The sequence below is a fragment of the Aureitalea sp. L0-47 genome, assembly GCF_026126405.1.
Classification (GTDB): Bacteria; Bacteroidota; Bacteroidia; order Flavobacteriales; family Flavobacteriaceae; genus Pukyongia.
Map to the genome: position 1 here is coordinate 1 of NZ_JAFMTQ010000004.1, position 17,658 is coordinate 17,658.

Consider the following 17,658-nt stretch of genomic DNA (forward strand, 5'->3'; position numbering starts at 1 on the left):
TTTTCTCGGTCGGGGTGGCAGGATTCGAACCTGCGACCTCCTGCTCCCAAAGCAGGCGCGATAACCGGGCTACGCTACACCCCGAGTAAACAGCTAAAGCTGCAAAAAACAATATCTTAAATCCCAAATAACAAATTCAATAATCGTATAAGAAACTCAGGATCTATTGCGGAGAGACCGGGATTCGAACCCGGGCAACGGTTGCCCGTTGACAGATTAGCAATCTGCTCCATTACCACTCTGGCACCTCTCCAATTCTGTAAAGATCGTATGCGTAAAACGCGGATGCAAATGTAACTTTTCAATTACATTCTCGCAAACAAAAATAGAGTTTTTACTCGGCAACTAATGTCCTAATTACAGGTTTCAACTAACTCTATCCCAATTTATTTGTGATCTTCTCACAAACCAACATTATTTTCCTATCATCAATTCCTGTAGTGAAGAACAAATAAAGATCACCTCCTTCATTGATTTTCCACTTCTTTCTCAGGCTTTCCACACTTTCAGGGAAGTTACGAACGGTTACATTCGCCTTTTTAAAATCGATAGCGGTTTTTATGTTCTTCTTGTTATACGGAACGATCTTTTTAATTCTGAATCGTCTTCCCGGGAAATCAATAAGCTCATTACTTGTGTACAGATGGGAATGTTTGTGTAGTTTCTCAATCCCGAAAACCTCAGAGATCATTGAAAAACCGCCACTCTTTAGAATGGCCGAATTAGGTTCGTATAAAAACGAAGCAGGATCACCAAACTTGCTTTCATCTTGAGAACCGTAGACAAAATCAAATGTTTCCCTGTTTTTAGCCAATAGGTTCACTGTCGCAACCTTCGGGCTAACTACATCATCTGAAGTCAGTAACCAAAGCAGTTCCTTCACTTCATTATTCAATGCCACCACGTGAATTTCCTTTACTTTTTTTAAAGATTTAATACCAATGGATATGTCTAGCATGGGCGATGTTTTCACCATTAGAAGCTTTGTATGCGTAAGCAGGTATTCAATGTTAGAAATAATATTAGGTGTGCAATCTTCCAATAAAAACACTTTTCGCTTCTCATTCGTTCGTCTTGAAGGATCTACGTAAATGAGATCATATTGTTTATCTCTCAACCCTTTGAGTCCATCTTCATTATGGCAGTGAACATTCTCAACTCCAAGAGCACGAAAGTTATGTTTGGCGATCTCCGATAATTTCTCCTGCTGCTCAAAATGATCCACACCTTTGAATCTTTCTGAAAAATAATAGCTATCTACACCAAAACCACCGGTGATGTCAGCCATAACTGATCCATCGCATAACTCCGACTTATATTTAGCGGTTCTTTCTGAAGAAGTCTGTTCCAGGTTAAGTTTTGGAGGGTAGTAGATATTTGAAGTAGAATACCAGACCGGAAGTTTATTTCGGATCTTTTCTCGGCTATCTATCTGTTCCAGTAACTCCTGAGTGGAAATTTCGGCAAACGGACTTCCGGCAAACGCGAGTTTAGTGATGTCTCCTTCGAATTCACGGATAAACTGCTGGACCTCAGGTTTCAATATGGCTGTATTCACAATTCGTTTCTTATAGGATTAAGCTACTGTCTTGACTTTGTAAGCTGGTACAGGGCTATAGCAGTTCCCTGCGCCACATTGATACTGGAATTCGTGCCAAACAATTCAATGTGAAGCACAGCATCCGATTCCTTCAATATCTCTTCTGAAATCCCATTCGCTTCATTTCCTAAAACCAGGGCTATTTTATCCTTTTGATTCCATTTAAAATCTTCAAGGCGACTACTATCGTCACTTATTTCAAGAGAAATCAGCTTGTATCCACCTTCTCTCAAGTGTAAAAGAGTAGCGAAAAGGTCTTCAGATACGGAATGAGGGACTTTTGTATGCGCTTCCCTGGATGTCCGTTTCATCCTGGCCGAATTAAGATCCACAATAGCGTTTCCTAATACGATCTCAGACACACCAAAGGCTTCTGCTATGCGGAATAAGGAGCCGATATTGGCTGGCCCATTAACGCCATCACATACAAGGATGATAGGAAAGTCTCTTTTTTCAAAGGTATTCGAGTTGTGAGACAGCTGAACCATAATTCAATTCTCAAAAGCGTACTTGATAATATTGGCACCCATTCTCAACGCCTTCAACCGAACTTCCTGAGGATCGTTATGGATTTCAGGGTTTTCCCAGCCATCGCCCAGGTCACTTTCATAGGTGTATAATAAAACGAGTCTGCCTTCATGCGTAATCCCAAAAGCCTGCGGTCGACCGCGATCATGCTCGTGAATCTTAGGTAATCCTTCAGGAAATCTATACTGATAATTGAAGATAGGGTGGTCACCGGGGAGTTCTCTTAACTCTTTATCGGGAAATATCTTAACCAATTCCTTCCGAAGATATTGATCCATACCATAGTTATCGTCTATGTGAAGAAATCCTCCACTAAGAAGATAATTTCGCAGGTTTTCGGCTTCTTCCGAAGAGAAAAATACATTACCATGACCCGTCATATGGACAAATGGATAATTGAATATATCTATGCTCTCGGGAGAAACAGTTTCAGTTTGGGTATTAATTGCGGTATCGATCTCACGATTACAGAAATCGGCCAGGTTTGGGAGAGCCGTTGGATTACTGTACCAATCACCACCACCACCGTATTTCAGGACAGCGATCTCCTGAGCCTTCACACCAATTGAACAAACAAGCACCGCTATTAAAATCACACGAATCTTCATAGTATCAAAAGTACGACTTATCCTTCATTAATGAACGCTATGGAATGACAGGCAACAATGGCTGCCGTTTCAGTCCTTAACCTGCTATTACCCAAATGAACCGTTTGGAATCCTTCTGCAACAGCCTGTTCCACTTCTAAATGGGAGAAGTCTCCTTCAGGTCCAATTAGTATAATAACCGAATCACCGGCGTCTATCGTATGTTTTAGCGATTCTTTCTCCGAAGGATAACAGTGTGCGATGCATTTCTTCTCTTCTGAAAAGGATTTCTTCATAAAATCATTAAAAGATATAACCGGATTGAGTTCGGGCTTCCACACTTTAAGCGATTGTTTCATCGCACTTTGAATGATCCGCTCATAGCGCTCTGCTTTGATCACCTTTCGTTCACTGTGATCACAAATTATCGGAGTGATCTCCGTCACACCAATTTCAGTAGCCTTTTCCAGGAACCATTCGTAACGGTCATTCAACTTAGTAGGAGCTACTGCCAGATGTAAATGGTAGGGTAGTGCTGGTTTCTTTTCTACTGAAGTTATTTTTGCCAGGCAGGATTTATGATCAACATGTGAAAGTTCGGCTGTAAACAGAAAACCCCGACCGTTCGTAATAAACAGTATATCCCCGTGTTGCTTCCGAAGTGCTTTCGAAATATGCCTGCTTTCGTCCTTATCGAAGGAAACATCACCGGCATCAGCTTCAAGGTTCGGATGATAGAATAACTGCATCAGCCTTCAGTTTTGGATTTTACATGTTCAATCCCATATTCCACCCAACGTTGCAATTTTTCTTCAGTATTGTAGCCTTCTTCAGAAACAAACACAAATTCCTTCATAGGCTTACCTGTGAAAGCCATAGGACCAACATGCGCTTCTTTCATTACTATATCCATGTGATCATTGAGAACACGTACCATTAGACGCTGTTTAGTTTCTCCAACGCACATTTTTCCTTTATACAGAAAACAGTAACCACCGAACATTCTTTTTTCGGTTATATGATTCCCCCATGGCTTTAGTGCCACACGAATTCTTCTAAGCAGTTCTTCGGTTTTCTCTTGCATCAGAATTTCATTCGCGCCATTGAAATGACATCCGTTTCAGCAAATTGTTGTGTTCGGTATTTAAGCTCTCCAACCATTGCGATCATCGCCGCATTATCTGTACAATACTCAAATTTAGGAATATAGGTCTTCCAACCCAGGCTTTGTTCAGCCTCCCTTAGCGCTGTTCTAATCCCACTATTAGCCGAAACACCGCCACCTATAGCCACTTCATTAATACCTGTGATCTTTACGGCATTTTTGAGTTTGTCCATTAAATATTCGACTATGGTGGACTGAATACCAGCACAAATGTCGTTCAGGTTTTCCTCGACAAAGTTTGGGTTTGCTTTTGTTTCTTTTTCAACAAAATACAGAACAGCCGTCTTCAAACCACTAAAACTGAACTCCAACGGACCTACCTTAGGTTTTGGAAACGGGAATCGGGAGGGGTCGCCTTGTTGGGCCAGCTTGTCCATCATGGGCCCACCCGGATAGGGAAGGCCAAGGATCTTGGCGGATTTATCGAAAGCTTCCCCAACAGCATCATCCAGGGTTTCACCAATGATCTCCATATCAAAGTAATTCTTCACTTTCACCAACTGTGTGTGTCCGCCACTTATTGTTAGGGCTATAAACGGAAAACCGGGCGCTTTTTGTTCCTCATCTTTGATGAAGTGAGCCAGGATGTGGGCTTGCATGTGATTTACAGCGAGTAGAGGAATTCCCATTCCCATTGCAAATGACTTGGAAAATGAAGCTCCTACCAGCAGTGAACCCATTAGTCCGGGACCCTGTGTAAAAGCTATGGCGCTTACGGCTTTTTTGTCGATATTTGCTTGACGCAGCGCTTCATGAACCACAGGCACAATATTCTGCTGATGGGCTCTTGATGCCAGTTCGGGAACAACACCGCCGTAGGCCTCGTGAATTTTCTGCGTCGCAACAACATTAGATAAAACCACGCCGTTGTTAATAACAGAGGCTGCCGTGTCGTCACAGGAAGATTCAATGCCGAGGATGTAGATATTTTGGTCTTTCAAGGAATTGGGCACGTTTATTGGGTGCAAAAATAAAACTTTAGTAGCGTATCAAAAAACTCCGGAAAATAATAGTTCGCACCTTTGCCGTAATAGTTTTGCTACTACTGCTCACTGTGATCATTCTCTCCATTCCGGCTGTTCAGACCAAGATAGGAAAAAAAGTGACTGAGGACCTCAACGAAACCTACGGTACCAATATCAATATCGAAAGGATCGGGCTTAACTGGAAAGGGGAGGTAGATATACGCGAAGTATACATTGCCGACCATTACAACGATACCCTCATCTACGCCAAACAGTTGCAGACTGACATTCTAAGTGTTCCCAACCTCATTAAAGGTAAGCTGGAATTCGGTGAAGTTAAACTCAAGGATTCAAAACTCTACATCAAAACCTACCGGGACGAGCAGGATGACAACCTCTACATTTTTACTGAAAAGTTCAACACTGGAGAACCTTCCACCGAGCCATTTTTTCTTCTAAGTAACGACATAGCCTTACTCAACACTCGCGTAAAGATCACAGACGAGAACCTTGATGAGCCTGAAATACTTACCCTGGACAACATTTTCCTTAAGGCTAGGGATTTCAATATCGACGGAGAAGATATCACGGCGGAGATCATGGCCTTGTCAATGCTCACCGATTTTGGGGTGCCACTCGAAAATCTGTCTGCTAATTTTTCTTACAACAACGAGCGGATGCAGTTCAAAGACATGGAGCTTGACACGGGTGAATCACTCGTTACGGGTACTGTAGTATTCGACTATGCCAAATCCGGCATGAGCGATTTCAACAACAACGTCATTATCACGGCTCAATTGAAGAATGCTACGATCGCAACTAATGACTTGAACGATTTCTACAATGAATTTGGTCCGAATCAAATAATAAAAGTGAGTGGGGACCTGAAGGGAACTCTCAATGATTTCACATTTATGAATGTCGATCTCAGGACAGGACTTTCGATTGTAAGAGGTAATTTTTACTTCAAGGACCTCCTGAAAAAGCAAGATGATTTCACCATAATCATGAGAAATCACAATATCGTATCAGATTACTATGATCTGCGTCGCCTTATGCCAAGAATTTTAGGAGATATCCTTCCGATGGAAATAAAACCACTTGGCAGGTTTACATTCAATGGAAATACCACTGTCACCCAATCTGAATTAGAAACAAAGAGCAGCCTAAGCAGTAGAATAGGTAGCCTTGAAACCTCTTTTAAGATGGGAAATACCATCGATATTGAGAATGCTTATTACAAGGGAGAAGTACTTCTCAAAAAATTTGATTTAGGGAAGATAATGGGTAGCGAATCTGTGGGTGAAGTAACCGCCAATCTCAATTTTAATGGAAGAGGTTTTACCCAGGAGACTGTAGATACGCAAATTGAAGGAACTATCAGATCTTTTGGTCTTGAAGGATATAGATACCAGAATATTTCTGTTTCCGGGAACTTAAAGAATCCTTTATTTGATGGTGATCTGGTGATAAACGACCCCAATCTGCAAATGGAATTCCGCGGACTGGTGGATGTGTCCAAAGAGTTTAATCAGTACGATTTTAGAGCCGATGTGGAATTTGCCGAATTAAATAAGCTAAACTTATTCAAAAGGGATAGTATTTCGGTTTTCGCCGGGAGCATTATAATGGACATGGATGGGACTACCATTAATGATGCTGAAGGAACTATCGAATTCATACAATCATTCTACCAGAATGAAGACGATGATTTCTTCTTCGATGACTTCCTGATCACTTCTTCTTTTGAAGGATCGGTTCGAACCATCCGTATTCAATCTCCGGATATAGTGGATGGTAAAATTGAGGGGGAATTTCTTATCGAAGATGTCCCGAACCTTTTCAGAAATGGGGTAGGTAGCATCTATGCCAATTACATACCTAACGAGGTTACGGAGAATCAGTATATCGACTACGAGTTTGAAGTGTATAACAAATTGGTCGAAGTCTTTGTGCCTCAACTGAAACTTGGCGAGAATACACGGTTGAGAGGTTCGGTTAGCTCCGATGAATCCGAATTCAAACTGGATTTCCGTTCGCCTGAAATTCTCGCCTTGGAGAACTATCTGGGAAAAGTAAACATACAGGTGGATAACGATAATCCACTCTACAATACATACATTTCGATCGATTCAATCGATACTGGAAAATACCAGGTTTCCGATATCAATGTCATTAATAAAACCTTGCTCGATACCTTGTATATCCGTTCGCGTTTCAAGGGTGGAAAGAAAAAACGCGATTTGTTTAATTTTTCTCTCTATCACACCATCAATCCCGAGGGGAAGTCGGTAGTAGGTGTTAAGCGTTCCGACATAACCTACAAAGACAATGTCTGGTTGATCAATAAGAATAATAACAAGCTTAACAAGATCAGTTTCAGCGAAAATTTTAAATATATCAAGGTGGATTCTCTCGTGCTGAATCATGATGAGGAATACATCCGCTTTGCAGGTGTGGTTCAGGATTCGGCATACAAGAATCTAAAGCTCGAATTTCAGAATGTTAACTTCGGAAATATCGCTCCTGATATCGATAGCCTGGATCTGGAGGGCCTTGTGAACGGTAGGCTCAATTTTATTCAGAAAAGGGGATTGTATTATCCAAGTTCCAATGTTGCGATAGAGGACGTAAAAGTAAACGACATAGACTTTGGCGATCTTTCACTAAAAATAAGTGGAAATGAAGATCTTACTAAATATTATATCAATTCCACTCTTATCAATGAAAATGTGAAAAACATCAGTGCGGTAGGAGAGATCGATGTTGCCCCGGAGACTCCTCAAATTGGACTCGATGTAGATTTCGAACGTTTTAACTTACAAGCTTTTAGCCCTTTCGGAGGGGACGTGATCACCGATATTAGAGGGTACGTTACAGGTAGTGCAAAGGTAGTTGGCAATTATCAATCGCCGGCTATACTTGGAAGGCTGATCCTGGAGGAAAGCGGACTCAAGATTCCCTACCTGAATACGGATTTCGACCTGGCCGATAATACACAGATCATTGTGACCAAAGATAAATTCGATCTTGGCAGAACTACAATCACAGACACAAAATACAACACCTCGGGTATTCTGGAAGGCTTTGCAACTCATCGTAAATTTGGAGACTGGGAGCTAGATCTTAACATTAGTACAGATCGCCTTATTGCTCTGGACACGCCTCCTGATGATGAAGCGCTCTATTACGGTACTGCTTTTATCAGTGGTACAGCGGACATAAAAGGTCCGGCCGAGGAATTGGTAATAGACGTAGTGGCAACTACCGAAGAAGGAACGACATTCAAGATTCCTTTAAGTGATACGGAATCCATAGGCGACGATTCCTTTATCAAATTCCTATCTCCCGAAGAAAAAGCAGCACGTATTAGTGGTGAGACCATCGTATCTGAAGAAGTTAAGGGACTCTCGCTCAATTTCGAATTGGATATTAACAAAAACGCCGAAGTAGAAGTAGTTGTTGACCAGGAAAACAATTCAAGATTGAAAGGTCGAGGAGCCGGTATACTACTACTGGAGATCAATACCCTGGGTAAATTCAGGATGTGGGGTGACTTCCTTGTGATTGAAGGAACCTACGATTTCCGTTACGGTGGAATAGTTCAGAAAACGTTTACGGTGGAACCCGGAGGAAATATTACCTGGGACGGAAAACCGGAACGGGCGAACCTGGATCTTACCGCCAAGTACGAAACTACAGCCAACCCATCTATTTTACTCGATAATCCATCCGTGAACCGAAAGATCGATGTGGAGGTTTTAATAGGGCTAACGGGTGAACTAATTCAACCCGATATCAACTTTGAGATCGGTTTCCCCGGTGCTTCTTCTATTGTACGAAGTGAGTTGGAATATAAACTACAGAACGCGGAACAAAGAGAAAAACAAGCCTTGTTCCTGCTCGCGTCCAACTCATTCGTGAACGACAATTTACAAGGGAGTGGAGCCTTCTCAAATACGGTAGCACAAAGCGTTTCCAGTTTGGTAAACGACATTTTCGCCGGGCAGGACTCTAAATTTAAAGTGGGTCTGGACTACACCCCGGGTCAAAGAACTCCAGACCAGGATATCGCCGACCAGGTTGGTATCACTCTGACCACACAAATAAACGATCGTATCATCATTAACGGAAAAGTAGGTGTGCCCGTGGGTGGTGTAAACGAATCCACAGTAGCGGGGGATATTGAGGTGCAATGGCTGGTAAATGAAGACGGAACCCTGCGTATTAACTTCTTTAATAGGCAAGCGGATATTCAGTTCATTGGGGAAGACCAGATCTTTGAACAGGGGGCGGGGCTATCCTATTCCGTGGATTTCGACACTTTCAGCGAATTGATTTACAAATTGTTTAATCGGAAAGTCGAACTGGAATCAGGCGAAAGTCTTCCTGTCACCCCGGACGATAATTCTATTCCGGATGAATTCAATAACAACGCTATCAAGGAGAACGAAAACTAGCGGGAAGCGATCATCGAAATCTCTACATTCACGTATTTCGGTAAGTTAGCTACTTCCACAGTTTCACGGGCTGGAGCTGTATCCTCATCAAAGTATTTCCCATAGACGGCATTAATCTCGGCAAAATTCTTCATATCGCTTATGAAGATCGAAGTCTTCAGTACATTTTCGAAAGTCATATCTGCAGCTTCCAATACAGCTTTCATATTCTGCATTACGATCTCTGTTTCTTCTGAAATGCTTCCCTCGAACAATTCACCTGTTTCCGGAAGTATAGCGATCTGACCCGAAGTATAGAGCATATCTCCTTTCATCACGGCCTGGTTGTAAGGTCCAATTGGTGCAGGGGCTTTGGAAGTGTTAATGATTTTTTTCATTGGATAGTGTATTGGTATTTTAGTATGTTGGTGTGTTGGTGTGTTGGTATGCTAGTATGTTAGTATGTTAGTATGTTCGTAATCTATATAATTACTGTTCACTCTGCTCACTTCTCACTTCTCACTTCTCACTTCTCACTTTTCACTGCTAACTTCTTACTGAACACTGCTCATGGAACACTACAACCCTCGGTCCGGTTCTCGTCGTTGATCGTATTTGATGTCACTTAGTACGTTGGAACGTATACCTACATAAAAGTACCAACTGGTATTGATACTTCCAATGGGAGTCCAGTTAAAGCGAAGCTCCCAACTTTCAAGGTCGCGAACAAAACGCAACTGCGTTAGGGTCACACCTTTATTTACAAAATCATATCCCGAAGATACTCCCACGCTCCATCTTGGTGATAATTCAACATTTGAGCTAAACATCAGCGATTGTGAACTTATCTCATTCTGCCTGCGTTGATTTGAATAAGTCATTGTATACGCAACTCTGAGGTCCCAGGGTATGGAGAAGTTATACCAATCGACATTCCGCTCTCGTTCCGTCTCTTCATCCCGCGTTAGGGCTCTATCGTTGATCGAAGTTGAATCACCGAACAGGTCATCCGGACGTCCGCCGTTCCTAAAGGTCTCGTCGTTAAGATTGGGGTCATCATCCTCATCTCGCTCAAAATCCTTACTGGAAAAGGAATAGTTAAAGCTAATATTGGCATTGGTGAGTCTGAAAAGGCTTCCACCGTTGTCTATATTCCACTCTTCGATTCGGTTATTGCTGTTGTCTAACGCATAAGGATCCAAACGTCCGAGGAAGTTCAGATCCAGCTTTTTCACAATTGGTATGCTACCCGAAAAACTTAGAGGATCTAAACGGAGTGAATCTCCGGCAAGGTTATAAGCAGTTCTAAAATTTAGGTTGTTCAGAAGTATGATCTTTCGAGGTTCGGTTTCAGTGGTGTCCTTACTTCGCACTTTAGCTTCCAGGGTATTACTGAGATTGAAACCAAGTGAACTCGCGAATGTGCTTCCCGGCCTGCCGTAAATACTATTCTGAAAGCGAGTGTATTGAACTACTTCAGCATTCACAGTGGGATCGGCAGAAGGAATAGTATATTCGTCGTAATACTGGTCGAAGGCAGGGTTTATGTTGTAGGAAATAGAAGGTCGCATTACGTGACGGACAGCCTTGATCTTTTTATCCTCTCCTTCTTTTTCAAAGTTAAACATTCCGTAAAGCGTGGTTCCCAAACTTGTAGAGAAGTTATAGGTAAGGAAACGGTCGAAACCTGAAACAGTGTCCCTTACAACACCACCTTCACCATCGTTAGCCGTGGGATCGTAATCCTCACGAATGGTTTTCAGGGTCCAAACTTCATTTAAACCCGTACTAATCGATGCGCTTACGTAATCAAATATCTTGAAGTTAGTGCTAATGGGGATGGAGTGGCGTGCTCCCACTTCAGCATCGTTAAACATCTCGCTCTTAAAAAAAAGCGAATCTACGGTAGTGATGCGATTTTCAGCAGAGAGGTCGTATTGTAAGTTTATATTCTGAATAATTCCTTTCTTAACCCCCGATTTAGGAGCAAATGGGAAGATTCGAGAAACATTGGCATTAAGGTTGGGCAGCGACATATTGATCTGCTCCGTATTCGTATTCTGCTGATGCGTAGCAGCAACTGTCACATTCACCTGCGGTTCTCCCTCGAATGTCTTTGCATAAGAAACTGAAGAACTTAGTGTGTTTACCAGGGCACTGGCGTTGTTCACCTGGTTTATGGATTGTCTGAAGAATCGGCTACTACCAAGGTTTACCGAAGCAGAGAATCGCGAAGTTGGATTCGCTTTTTGATCCTGCTGATGCGACCAACGTATGTTGTAAAGGGAACTCTGACTAAAATCCGGGAATCCCCTTTCACTATTGATCAGGTTCTCATAACGCACACTGATGTTTCCACTGAATTTATAGCGAAGGCTATAGGCAGTCTCACCCCGAAGCCCGTAACTTCCATTGGTGTAATAATCACCTAAAATGGTGAGATCTATGTAATCGTTAATGGCAAAATAGTAACCTCCGTTCTGAAAAAAGAATCCACGATTGTTATTATCCCCAATTGTCGGGATGATAAATCCTGAAGTCCGATTTTCAGTAAGCGGAAAAAAGGCGAATGGCAGCCCGATAGGAGTAGGCACATCTGCGATGTACATATTGGTGAGCCCTGTTACCACTTTTTTCCTGGGAACGAACTTTGCTTTTCGAGTATAAAAATAATACTCCGGGTCTTCTACATTTTTAGAGGTAGTAAACTTCACATTCCGAAGGAAGTACACCGAATCATTCTCTTTCTTGGTTGTTTGGGCAATGACCGTGATTCCCTGGTTTTCGGTTACAGTGTTGTATACTATGGCTTTCTTGGTTTCAGTATTAAAGCGAAGCGAATCCGGTTTTGCCTCATTTGGCCCCTGAACAAATACTGGTTTCTGCGAGTAGACGCCCGCACTGTCAATTCCCTTGGCCGAGATCTCGTTCTTGTTCAGATCGAGGATAATGAGACCTGCATCTATACGCATGTCTTCATACACGATGAAGGCATTGTTATACATATACACCTTGTTGTACTTTCGGTCGATATACACATAATCTTCACCGTAATAATCCACAATGTCCTGTAACATTTCAGGCTCAGGGATCACAGTATCTACCTTAACTGTATCCTGCACTGCTTCGTTAATCGGTGGTTGAAAGGGTGATATACTCACCGTAGTGGTGTCTGCGTCCTTTTCGCTCTCAATAACCACTTCGTTTTTTGGTGGTATATCCTGAGCATTGAGGTATCCTATTCCGAAAAAAAACAAAACAAGCCGAAGACACAGAGCAGGCATCCTTAAATAACCAAGGAGATAAGAAGAGAAAATTCCTTTGTATGATTTTGAAAAATTGTTCAAAAGTTTAAAATTAAATTTTCAACAAAGGAACTTTGCATAACCTATTTTCGATTTTCTTTGTGATGAGCAAAATACGCTATGCCCGTTTGGCCTAGTTTTTGAATATCCAAAATTAAGCATATTTTTTATGTGGGATTTTAAATTTCGGATTTTAAAATATCAATTTTCATCACACGTTATTAACAACATGAGAACGAAGATTTTACTTTTTTTCGTACTTGCCATCACTGCTTTAACGCTGGCATCCTTCATTGGCCACAACAATGATACCAACAAAACCTTCGTGGTTGTACTGGATGCAGGTCATGGAGGCAAGGATCCAGGTAACAGGGGAAATGGTTATAAAGAGAAGGATATAGCGCTTGATGTAACGCTGAAAGTAGGGAAGATCCTCGAAAAACAACCGTATATCAAGGTAATCTACACTCGCAAAACAGATGTATTCCTGGAATTACACGAAAGAGCAGCCATTGCGAATAAAGCAGATGCCGACGTATTTGTCTCCATTCACTGTAATTCCCATCACACACAGGCCTATGGAGCGGAAACATTTGTTATGGGTCTAAGCAAGAGCAAACAGAACCTGAATACTGCCAAAAAAGAGAATGAAGTAATCTTCCTTGAGGATGATTACGAAGAGAAGTACGTTGGATTCGACCCTAATTCTCCGGAATCGTTTATCGGTCTCACCATTCTTCAAGAAGAATACCTGGACCAGTCTATCATGCTTGCCGGTCTCATCCAGAGTAATATGGTGAACAATCTCAAAAGGAAGGATAGAAGCGTGAAACAGGATGTTTTTTGGGTTCTGCATAACACCTACATGCCAAGTGTCCTGGTAGAACTGGGCTTTTTAACGCACAAAAAAGAAGGACCCTACGTAAACTCCAAAAAAGGTAGGGAACAACTCGCAAGGGAGATCGCAAATGGTATTGTTACCTATCGAAAGAACTTATTGCTCGCAACGGCAGAATCACAGAACCCTGTGATAACTGAGAAGGAAATTGAAGAAGCGATGGAAAAGGCCGAGGAAGACATCTATGAAGATGTGGTTTTTAAAGTACAGTTACTGGCTAGTAAAAAGAAGATCGAAACCTTTGCTTATAATTTTAACGGATTGAAAGAAGTGAATCGGCATCTGGAAGATGGCTTATATAAATACTATTATGGGAAGACGTCCGATTATAACAAAATCCGCCTCATGCAGACCTATGCAAAGGACAATGGCTATCCTACCTGTTACATTGTAGCCTTCAGGGATGGCGAGAAATTAAAACTATCGCAGGTCCTAAAATCGGGAGACAAATAGATCGGTTTTATTAGATTTATTTCTAAATTTGTTTCAGCACTTAAAAAACGGCCCTTGAAGCTATCCAAAGAACTAAAAACAGGCATTTTCGCTATAGTAGTCATCCTACTTTTCATCTTTGGTTACAGCTATCTCAAAGGGACGAATCTGCTCGATAATCAGCGTACGTTTTTTGTGAAGTACAACAATGTGGAAGGCCTTGCCGTTGGTGCACCAGTAACTATTAACGGTTACCAGGTAGGAAAAGTTATTGACATTGATTTTGTGAATGGCAATGGAGATCTTCTGGTTACATTTTCCGTAGAAAAGGAATTCAATTTTTCCAAAGAAAGCATAGTAGAGATCTACAGCAGTAGTTTTATCGGCGGAAATAATCTGGGCATTAAACCGTCCTACGACCCGAATAACGTAGCAAAGGCCGGCGATACGTTAAAAGGAGAGATACAACAAAATATAATGGATCAGGTTACCGGTAAGCTGGCACCGCTGGAAGCTAAGGTTCAGAGTACACTTACCAGCCTGGATACGCTGCTAATAAGTGTGAATGAAGTTCTGGACGAAGACAGCAGAGAAAATCTTAAGAGAACCATTGCAAATCTAAGTGCCACAGTGGCCGAATTCAGGGGAGCTTCTTCTTCCATGAATACTCTTTTAAAAGATAACAAAGACAAACTCAACAGCACCATAGCAAACCTTGACAGTACCTCAGAGAACTTCGCGAAACTGTCCGACTCACTTGCTGAGATCGAAGTTGGTAAAATGGCAAAAGAACTGGAGGGTACACTAAATCGCTTCAAAAATATTGCTTCCCAAATAGAGAGCGGTGAAGGAAGTGTGGGCAAATTGCTGAAGGATGAAGAACTGTACGACAACCTTGCTGGGGCATCCCTTCAAATAGAAAAATTATTAGAGGATATGAGACTAAATCCGAAGCGTTACGTGCATTTTTCGCTCTTCGGAAAACGTCCTAAACCCTACGAACCGCCAAAAGAAAACGAAGAGTAAATGCTAGATTATTTTCCAAATATCTTATTCCTAATTGCATTGATTGTTGGGATCGGGTTCTTCACCCGAAATATCCGCAAAGTAGTTCGCAACATAAAATTAGGACGAGAAATAGGGGAGGTGACCGATAAAAAAGAACGCTGGGGGAACGTGGTTCGTATTGCCTTAGGGCAGTCGAAAATGGTTGTCCGTCCCGTCTCTGGCATCATGCACATCATCGTATATGTGGGCTTTGTAATTATCAACATTGAAGTCCTGGAGATCATTATAGACGGTATATTCGGCACACACAGGATCTTTTCTTTTCTTGGGCCCGTTTACGATTGGCTTATTGCATCCTTCGAAGTTCTGGCGCTATTGGTCCTGGTTGCTGTAGTCGTATTTTGGATCAGGCGTAATGTTCAACGCATAAAGCGTTTCATGAACCCGGAGATGAAGGGCTGGCCAAAGAACGATGCGAATTACATTCTTTATTTTGAAGTAGTCCTGATGATGCTGTTCCTCACCATGAATGCGACAGACCATCAGTTGCAAATATTAGGTGCAGAACATTATTCTGAAGCTGGTATGTTCCCGGTAAGTAATTTCATGCTGCCACTCTTCAGCGATATGTCTGTAGATACATTGGTACTCGTAGAACGCATAGCATGGTGGTTACACATTCTTGGCATTTTAGTGTTCCTGAATTATCTGTATTTCAGTAAACATCTGCATATTCTACTTGCTTTTCCCAATGTTTTCTTCGGAAAGATCAACCCAAAAGGGCAATTCAGCAACCTGGAATCCGTCACTAATGAAGTGAAGCTTATGATGGATCCCAACGCAGATCCATTCGCCGCACCGCCCGAAGGTGCCGAAACACCGGCCAAATTTGGGGCTAGTGATGTGATGGATTTAAACAGGGTCCAGCTACTGAATGCATATACCTGTACCGAATGTGGACGCTGTACCAGTGAGTGTCCGGCCAATCAGACCGGAAAGAAGCTATCTCCCCGTAAGATCATGATGGATACACGGGATCGGTTGGAGGAAGTTGGAAAGAACATCAACAAAAACGGTGAGTTCAAGGAAGATGGAAAGCAATTACTGGACGATTATATCTCCAGGGAAGAATTATGGGCATGTACAACCTGTAATGCCTGTGTTGAAGCCTGTCCTGTTAGTATTGATCCGCTCTCCATAATCATGGACATGAGGCAATATCTTGTTATGGAACAATCGGCCGCACCAACAGAATTAAACGTGGCAATGACCAATATTGAAAACAACGGCGCTCCATGGCCGTATAACCAAATGGATAGATTGAACTGGAAAAACGAAGCATAAATGAAACGAATATTGATAAATTTTAAGCATTTTTTGAAGAAAGGGAATGAATAAAATTTTCAATTTGAGAGCGAGCGTAGCAAGCGGTTACGCAAGTTCTCAATTTTATAATTAAAATATTCAGATAATTACTAAAATTGTAAGGTGTGAAACGAGAAGAAGCTGAAAAGTTACTACACGAAAAAGTAGAACAAGGAGAACAGGTTAGCCCGGTATTACCCGAAGGTGTTAAGAATTACCTTATCGATATCGACGGAACCATTACAGAAGATGTCCCAAATGAACAACCGGAGCGTATGGCCACTTGTGCACCATTTCCGGATGCATTGAAAACATGTAATAAGTGGTATGACGAAGGGCATCTTATTTGCTACTTCACTTCCCGAACGGAAGATCACAGGGAGATTACCGAAACCTGGCTGAATAAGCACGGTTTCAAATACCATTCACTGTTAATGGGTAAGCCAAGAGGTGGAAACTATCACTGGATCGATAATCACCTGGTAAAAGCCACTCGTTACAGAGGTAAATTTACCGACCTGGTAGAGAAGAACATAACTATACAGGTCTTTGAAGATTAAAAGAAGATTTCTATGAGTGAGTCTATTCAGGTACCAACCATGGCGGAATACATGGCACAGGGAAAACAACCGGAAGTTCTTTTCTGGGTGGGTTGTGCCGGTAGTTTTGATGACAGGGCCAAGAAGATCACCAAGGCTTTTGTTAAGCTCCTTCACAACGCAGGGGTGGATTTTGCCGTGCTTGGAACGGAAGAGAGTTGTTCGGGAGACCCGGCAAAACGAGCTGGAAACGAATTTCTTTTCCAAATGCAGGCCATGATGAACATCCAGGTACTAAATGGTTATGAAATAAAGAAAATAGTAACCGCCTGCCCGCATTGCTTTAACACCTTAAAAAACGAATATCCTGAATTAGGTGGTAATTACGATGTGGTGCATCATACTCAGTTCCTGAGAGATCTTTTAAATGAAGGCCGACTGAAAGTAGAAGGAGGTAAGTTCAAAGGAAAACGGATCACCTTCCACGATCCTTGCTACCTGGGCAGGGCCAACAACGAGTATGAAGCGCCAAGAGAATTGCTTCGGAAACTCGAAGTGGAATTGGTGGAGATGAAACGCTGCAAATCCCGCGGCTTATGCTGCGGTGCCGGAGGAGCTCAAATGTTCAAAGAACCTGAGAAAGGGGATAAGGATGTTAATATCGAGCGCACCGAAGAAGCACTGGAAACCAAACCGGATATGATCGCTGCCGGATGCCCGTTCTGCAATACCATGATGACCGATGGGATCAAAGCGAAAGAAAAAGAAGAAGAGATTTCGGTAATGGATGTTGCAGAAATGATCGCTAATGCAGAAGACCTCTAGTA

General features: G+C 42.1%; 14 protein-coding genes and 2 tRNA genes. 6 read left to right on the plus strand and 10 right to left on the minus strand.

Annotated features, from left to right (window positions below; all coding sequences use genetic code 11):
• Positions 1 to 9 precede the first annotated feature (9 nt).
• The 8 genes from J1N09_RS05790 to tsaD form a co-directional block, all read right to left on the minus strand.
• Positions 10 to 84, minus strand: a tRNA-Pro gene (locus tag J1N09_RS05790).
• A gap of 85 nt (positions 85 to 169) precedes the next feature.
• Positions 170 to 253: transfer RNA gene (locus tag J1N09_RS05795), tRNA-Ser, on the minus strand.
• A 123-nt stretch (positions 254 to 376) separates the two neighbouring features.
• Positions 377 to 1,558 (minus strand): THUMP-like domain-containing protein, encoded by a 1,182-nt coding sequence (locus tag J1N09_RS05800; RefSeq protein ID WP_265198861.1) that lies wholly within the window; start codon positions 1,556 to 1,558, stop codon positions 377 to 379.
• Between the two features lie 23 nt (positions 1,559 to 1,581).
• Positions 1,582 to 2,088, minus strand: coding sequence for a TrmH family RNA methyltransferase (locus tag J1N09_RS05805; protein WP_265198863.1), 507 nt, complete (start codon positions 2,086 to 2,088; stop codon positions 1,582 to 1,584).
• A 3-nt stretch (positions 2,089 to 2,091) separates the two neighbouring features.
• On the minus strand, positions 2,092 to 2,736 hold the full coding sequence (locus J1N09_RS05810) for a DUF4159 domain-containing protein (protein WP_265198864.1): 645 nt from the start codon (positions 2,734 to 2,736) through the stop codon (positions 2,092 to 2,094).
• 17 nt (positions 2,737 to 2,753) lie between these two features.
• On the minus strand, positions 2,754 to 3,464 hold the full coding sequence (locus J1N09_RS05815; protein ID WP_265198865.1) for a 16S rRNA (uracil(1498)-N(3))-methyltransferase: 711 nt from the start codon (positions 3,462 to 3,464) through the stop codon (positions 2,754 to 2,756).
• The gene (locus J1N09_RS05820; RefSeq protein WP_265198866.1) at positions 3,464 to 3,799 is read right to left on the minus strand and encodes a TfoX/Sxy family protein; all 336 of its coding nucleotides are present in this window, start codon (positions 3,797 to 3,799) and stop codon (positions 3,464 to 3,466) included. The genes J1N09_RS05815 and J1N09_RS05820 overlap by 1 nt, the downstream gene beginning before the upstream one ends.
• Positions 3,799 to 4,821 (minus strand): tRNA (adenosine(37)-N6)-threonylcarbamoyltransferase complex transferase subunit TsaD, encoded by a 1,023-nt coding sequence (gene tsaD, locus J1N09_RS05825; protein ID WP_265198867.1) that lies wholly within the window; start codon positions 4,819 to 4,821, stop codon positions 3,799 to 3,801. The genes J1N09_RS05820 and tsaD overlap by 1 nt, the downstream gene beginning before the upstream one ends.
• Positions 4,822 to 4,916: 95 nt before the next feature.
• On the opposite strand from tsaD, the gene J1N09_RS05830 reads away from it, so the two are divergent.
• Positions 4,917 to 9,305, plus strand: a complete 4,389-nt coding sequence (locus J1N09_RS05830; RefSeq protein ID WP_265198868.1) for a translocation/assembly module TamB domain-containing protein — start codon at positions 4,917 to 4,919, stop codon at positions 9,303 to 9,305.
• Here the strand turns inward: J1N09_RS05830 and J1N09_RS05835 are convergent.
• Together J1N09_RS05835 and J1N09_RS05840 are read right to left on the minus strand one after the other, a co-directional pair.
• Complete coding sequence (locus J1N09_RS05835; RefSeq protein ID WP_265198869.1) at positions 9,302 to 9,682, minus strand: RidA family protein; 381 nt, start codon at positions 9,680 to 9,682, stop codon at positions 9,302 to 9,304. The genes J1N09_RS05830 and J1N09_RS05835 overlap by 4 nt on opposite strands.
• A 180-nt stretch (positions 9,683 to 9,862) precedes the next feature.
• Entirely contained in the window at positions 9,863 to 12,568 is a 2,706-nt protein-coding gene (locus J1N09_RS05840) for a putative LPS assembly protein LptD (RefSeq protein ID WP_414826840.1), read from the minus strand.
• Between the two features lie 250 nt (positions 12,569 to 12,818).
• Here J1N09_RS05840 and J1N09_RS05845 point away from each other — a divergent pair, with 250 nt between their 5' ends.
• The 5 genes from J1N09_RS05845 to J1N09_RS05865 all read left to right on the plus strand — a co-directional run bounded on the left by J1N09_RS05845 (position 12,819) and on the right by J1N09_RS05865 (position 17,656).
• The gene (locus J1N09_RS05845; protein WP_265198872.1) at positions 12,819 to 13,940 is read left to right on the plus strand and encodes an N-acetylmuramoyl-L-alanine amidase family protein; all 1,122 of its coding nucleotides are present in this window, start codon (positions 12,819 to 12,821) and stop codon (positions 13,938 to 13,940) included.
• A 54-nt stretch (positions 13,941 to 13,994) separates the two neighbouring features.
• Positions 13,995 to 14,945, plus strand: a complete 951-nt coding sequence (locus J1N09_RS05850) for an MlaD family protein (protein WP_265198874.1) — start codon at positions 13,995 to 13,997, stop codon at positions 14,943 to 14,945.
• Positions 14,946 to 16,271, plus strand: a complete 1,326-nt coding sequence (locus J1N09_RS05855) for a (Fe-S)-binding protein (RefSeq protein WP_265198876.1) — start codon at positions 14,946 to 14,948, stop codon at positions 16,269 to 16,271.
• Positions 16,272 to 16,417: 146 nt separating this feature from the next.
• Positions 16,418 to 16,852, plus strand: coding sequence for a phosphoheptose isomerase (locus J1N09_RS05860; protein WP_265198877.1), 435 nt, complete (start codon positions 16,418 to 16,420; stop codon positions 16,850 to 16,852).
• A gap of 12 nt (positions 16,853 to 16,864) precedes the next feature.
• The gene (locus J1N09_RS05865; protein ID WP_265198878.1) at positions 16,865 to 17,656 is read left to right on the plus strand and encodes a (Fe-S)-binding protein; all 792 of its coding nucleotides are present in this window, start codon (positions 16,865 to 16,867) and stop codon (positions 17,654 to 17,656) included.
• The last annotated feature ends 2 nt before the right edge of the window (positions 17,657 to 17,658 follow it).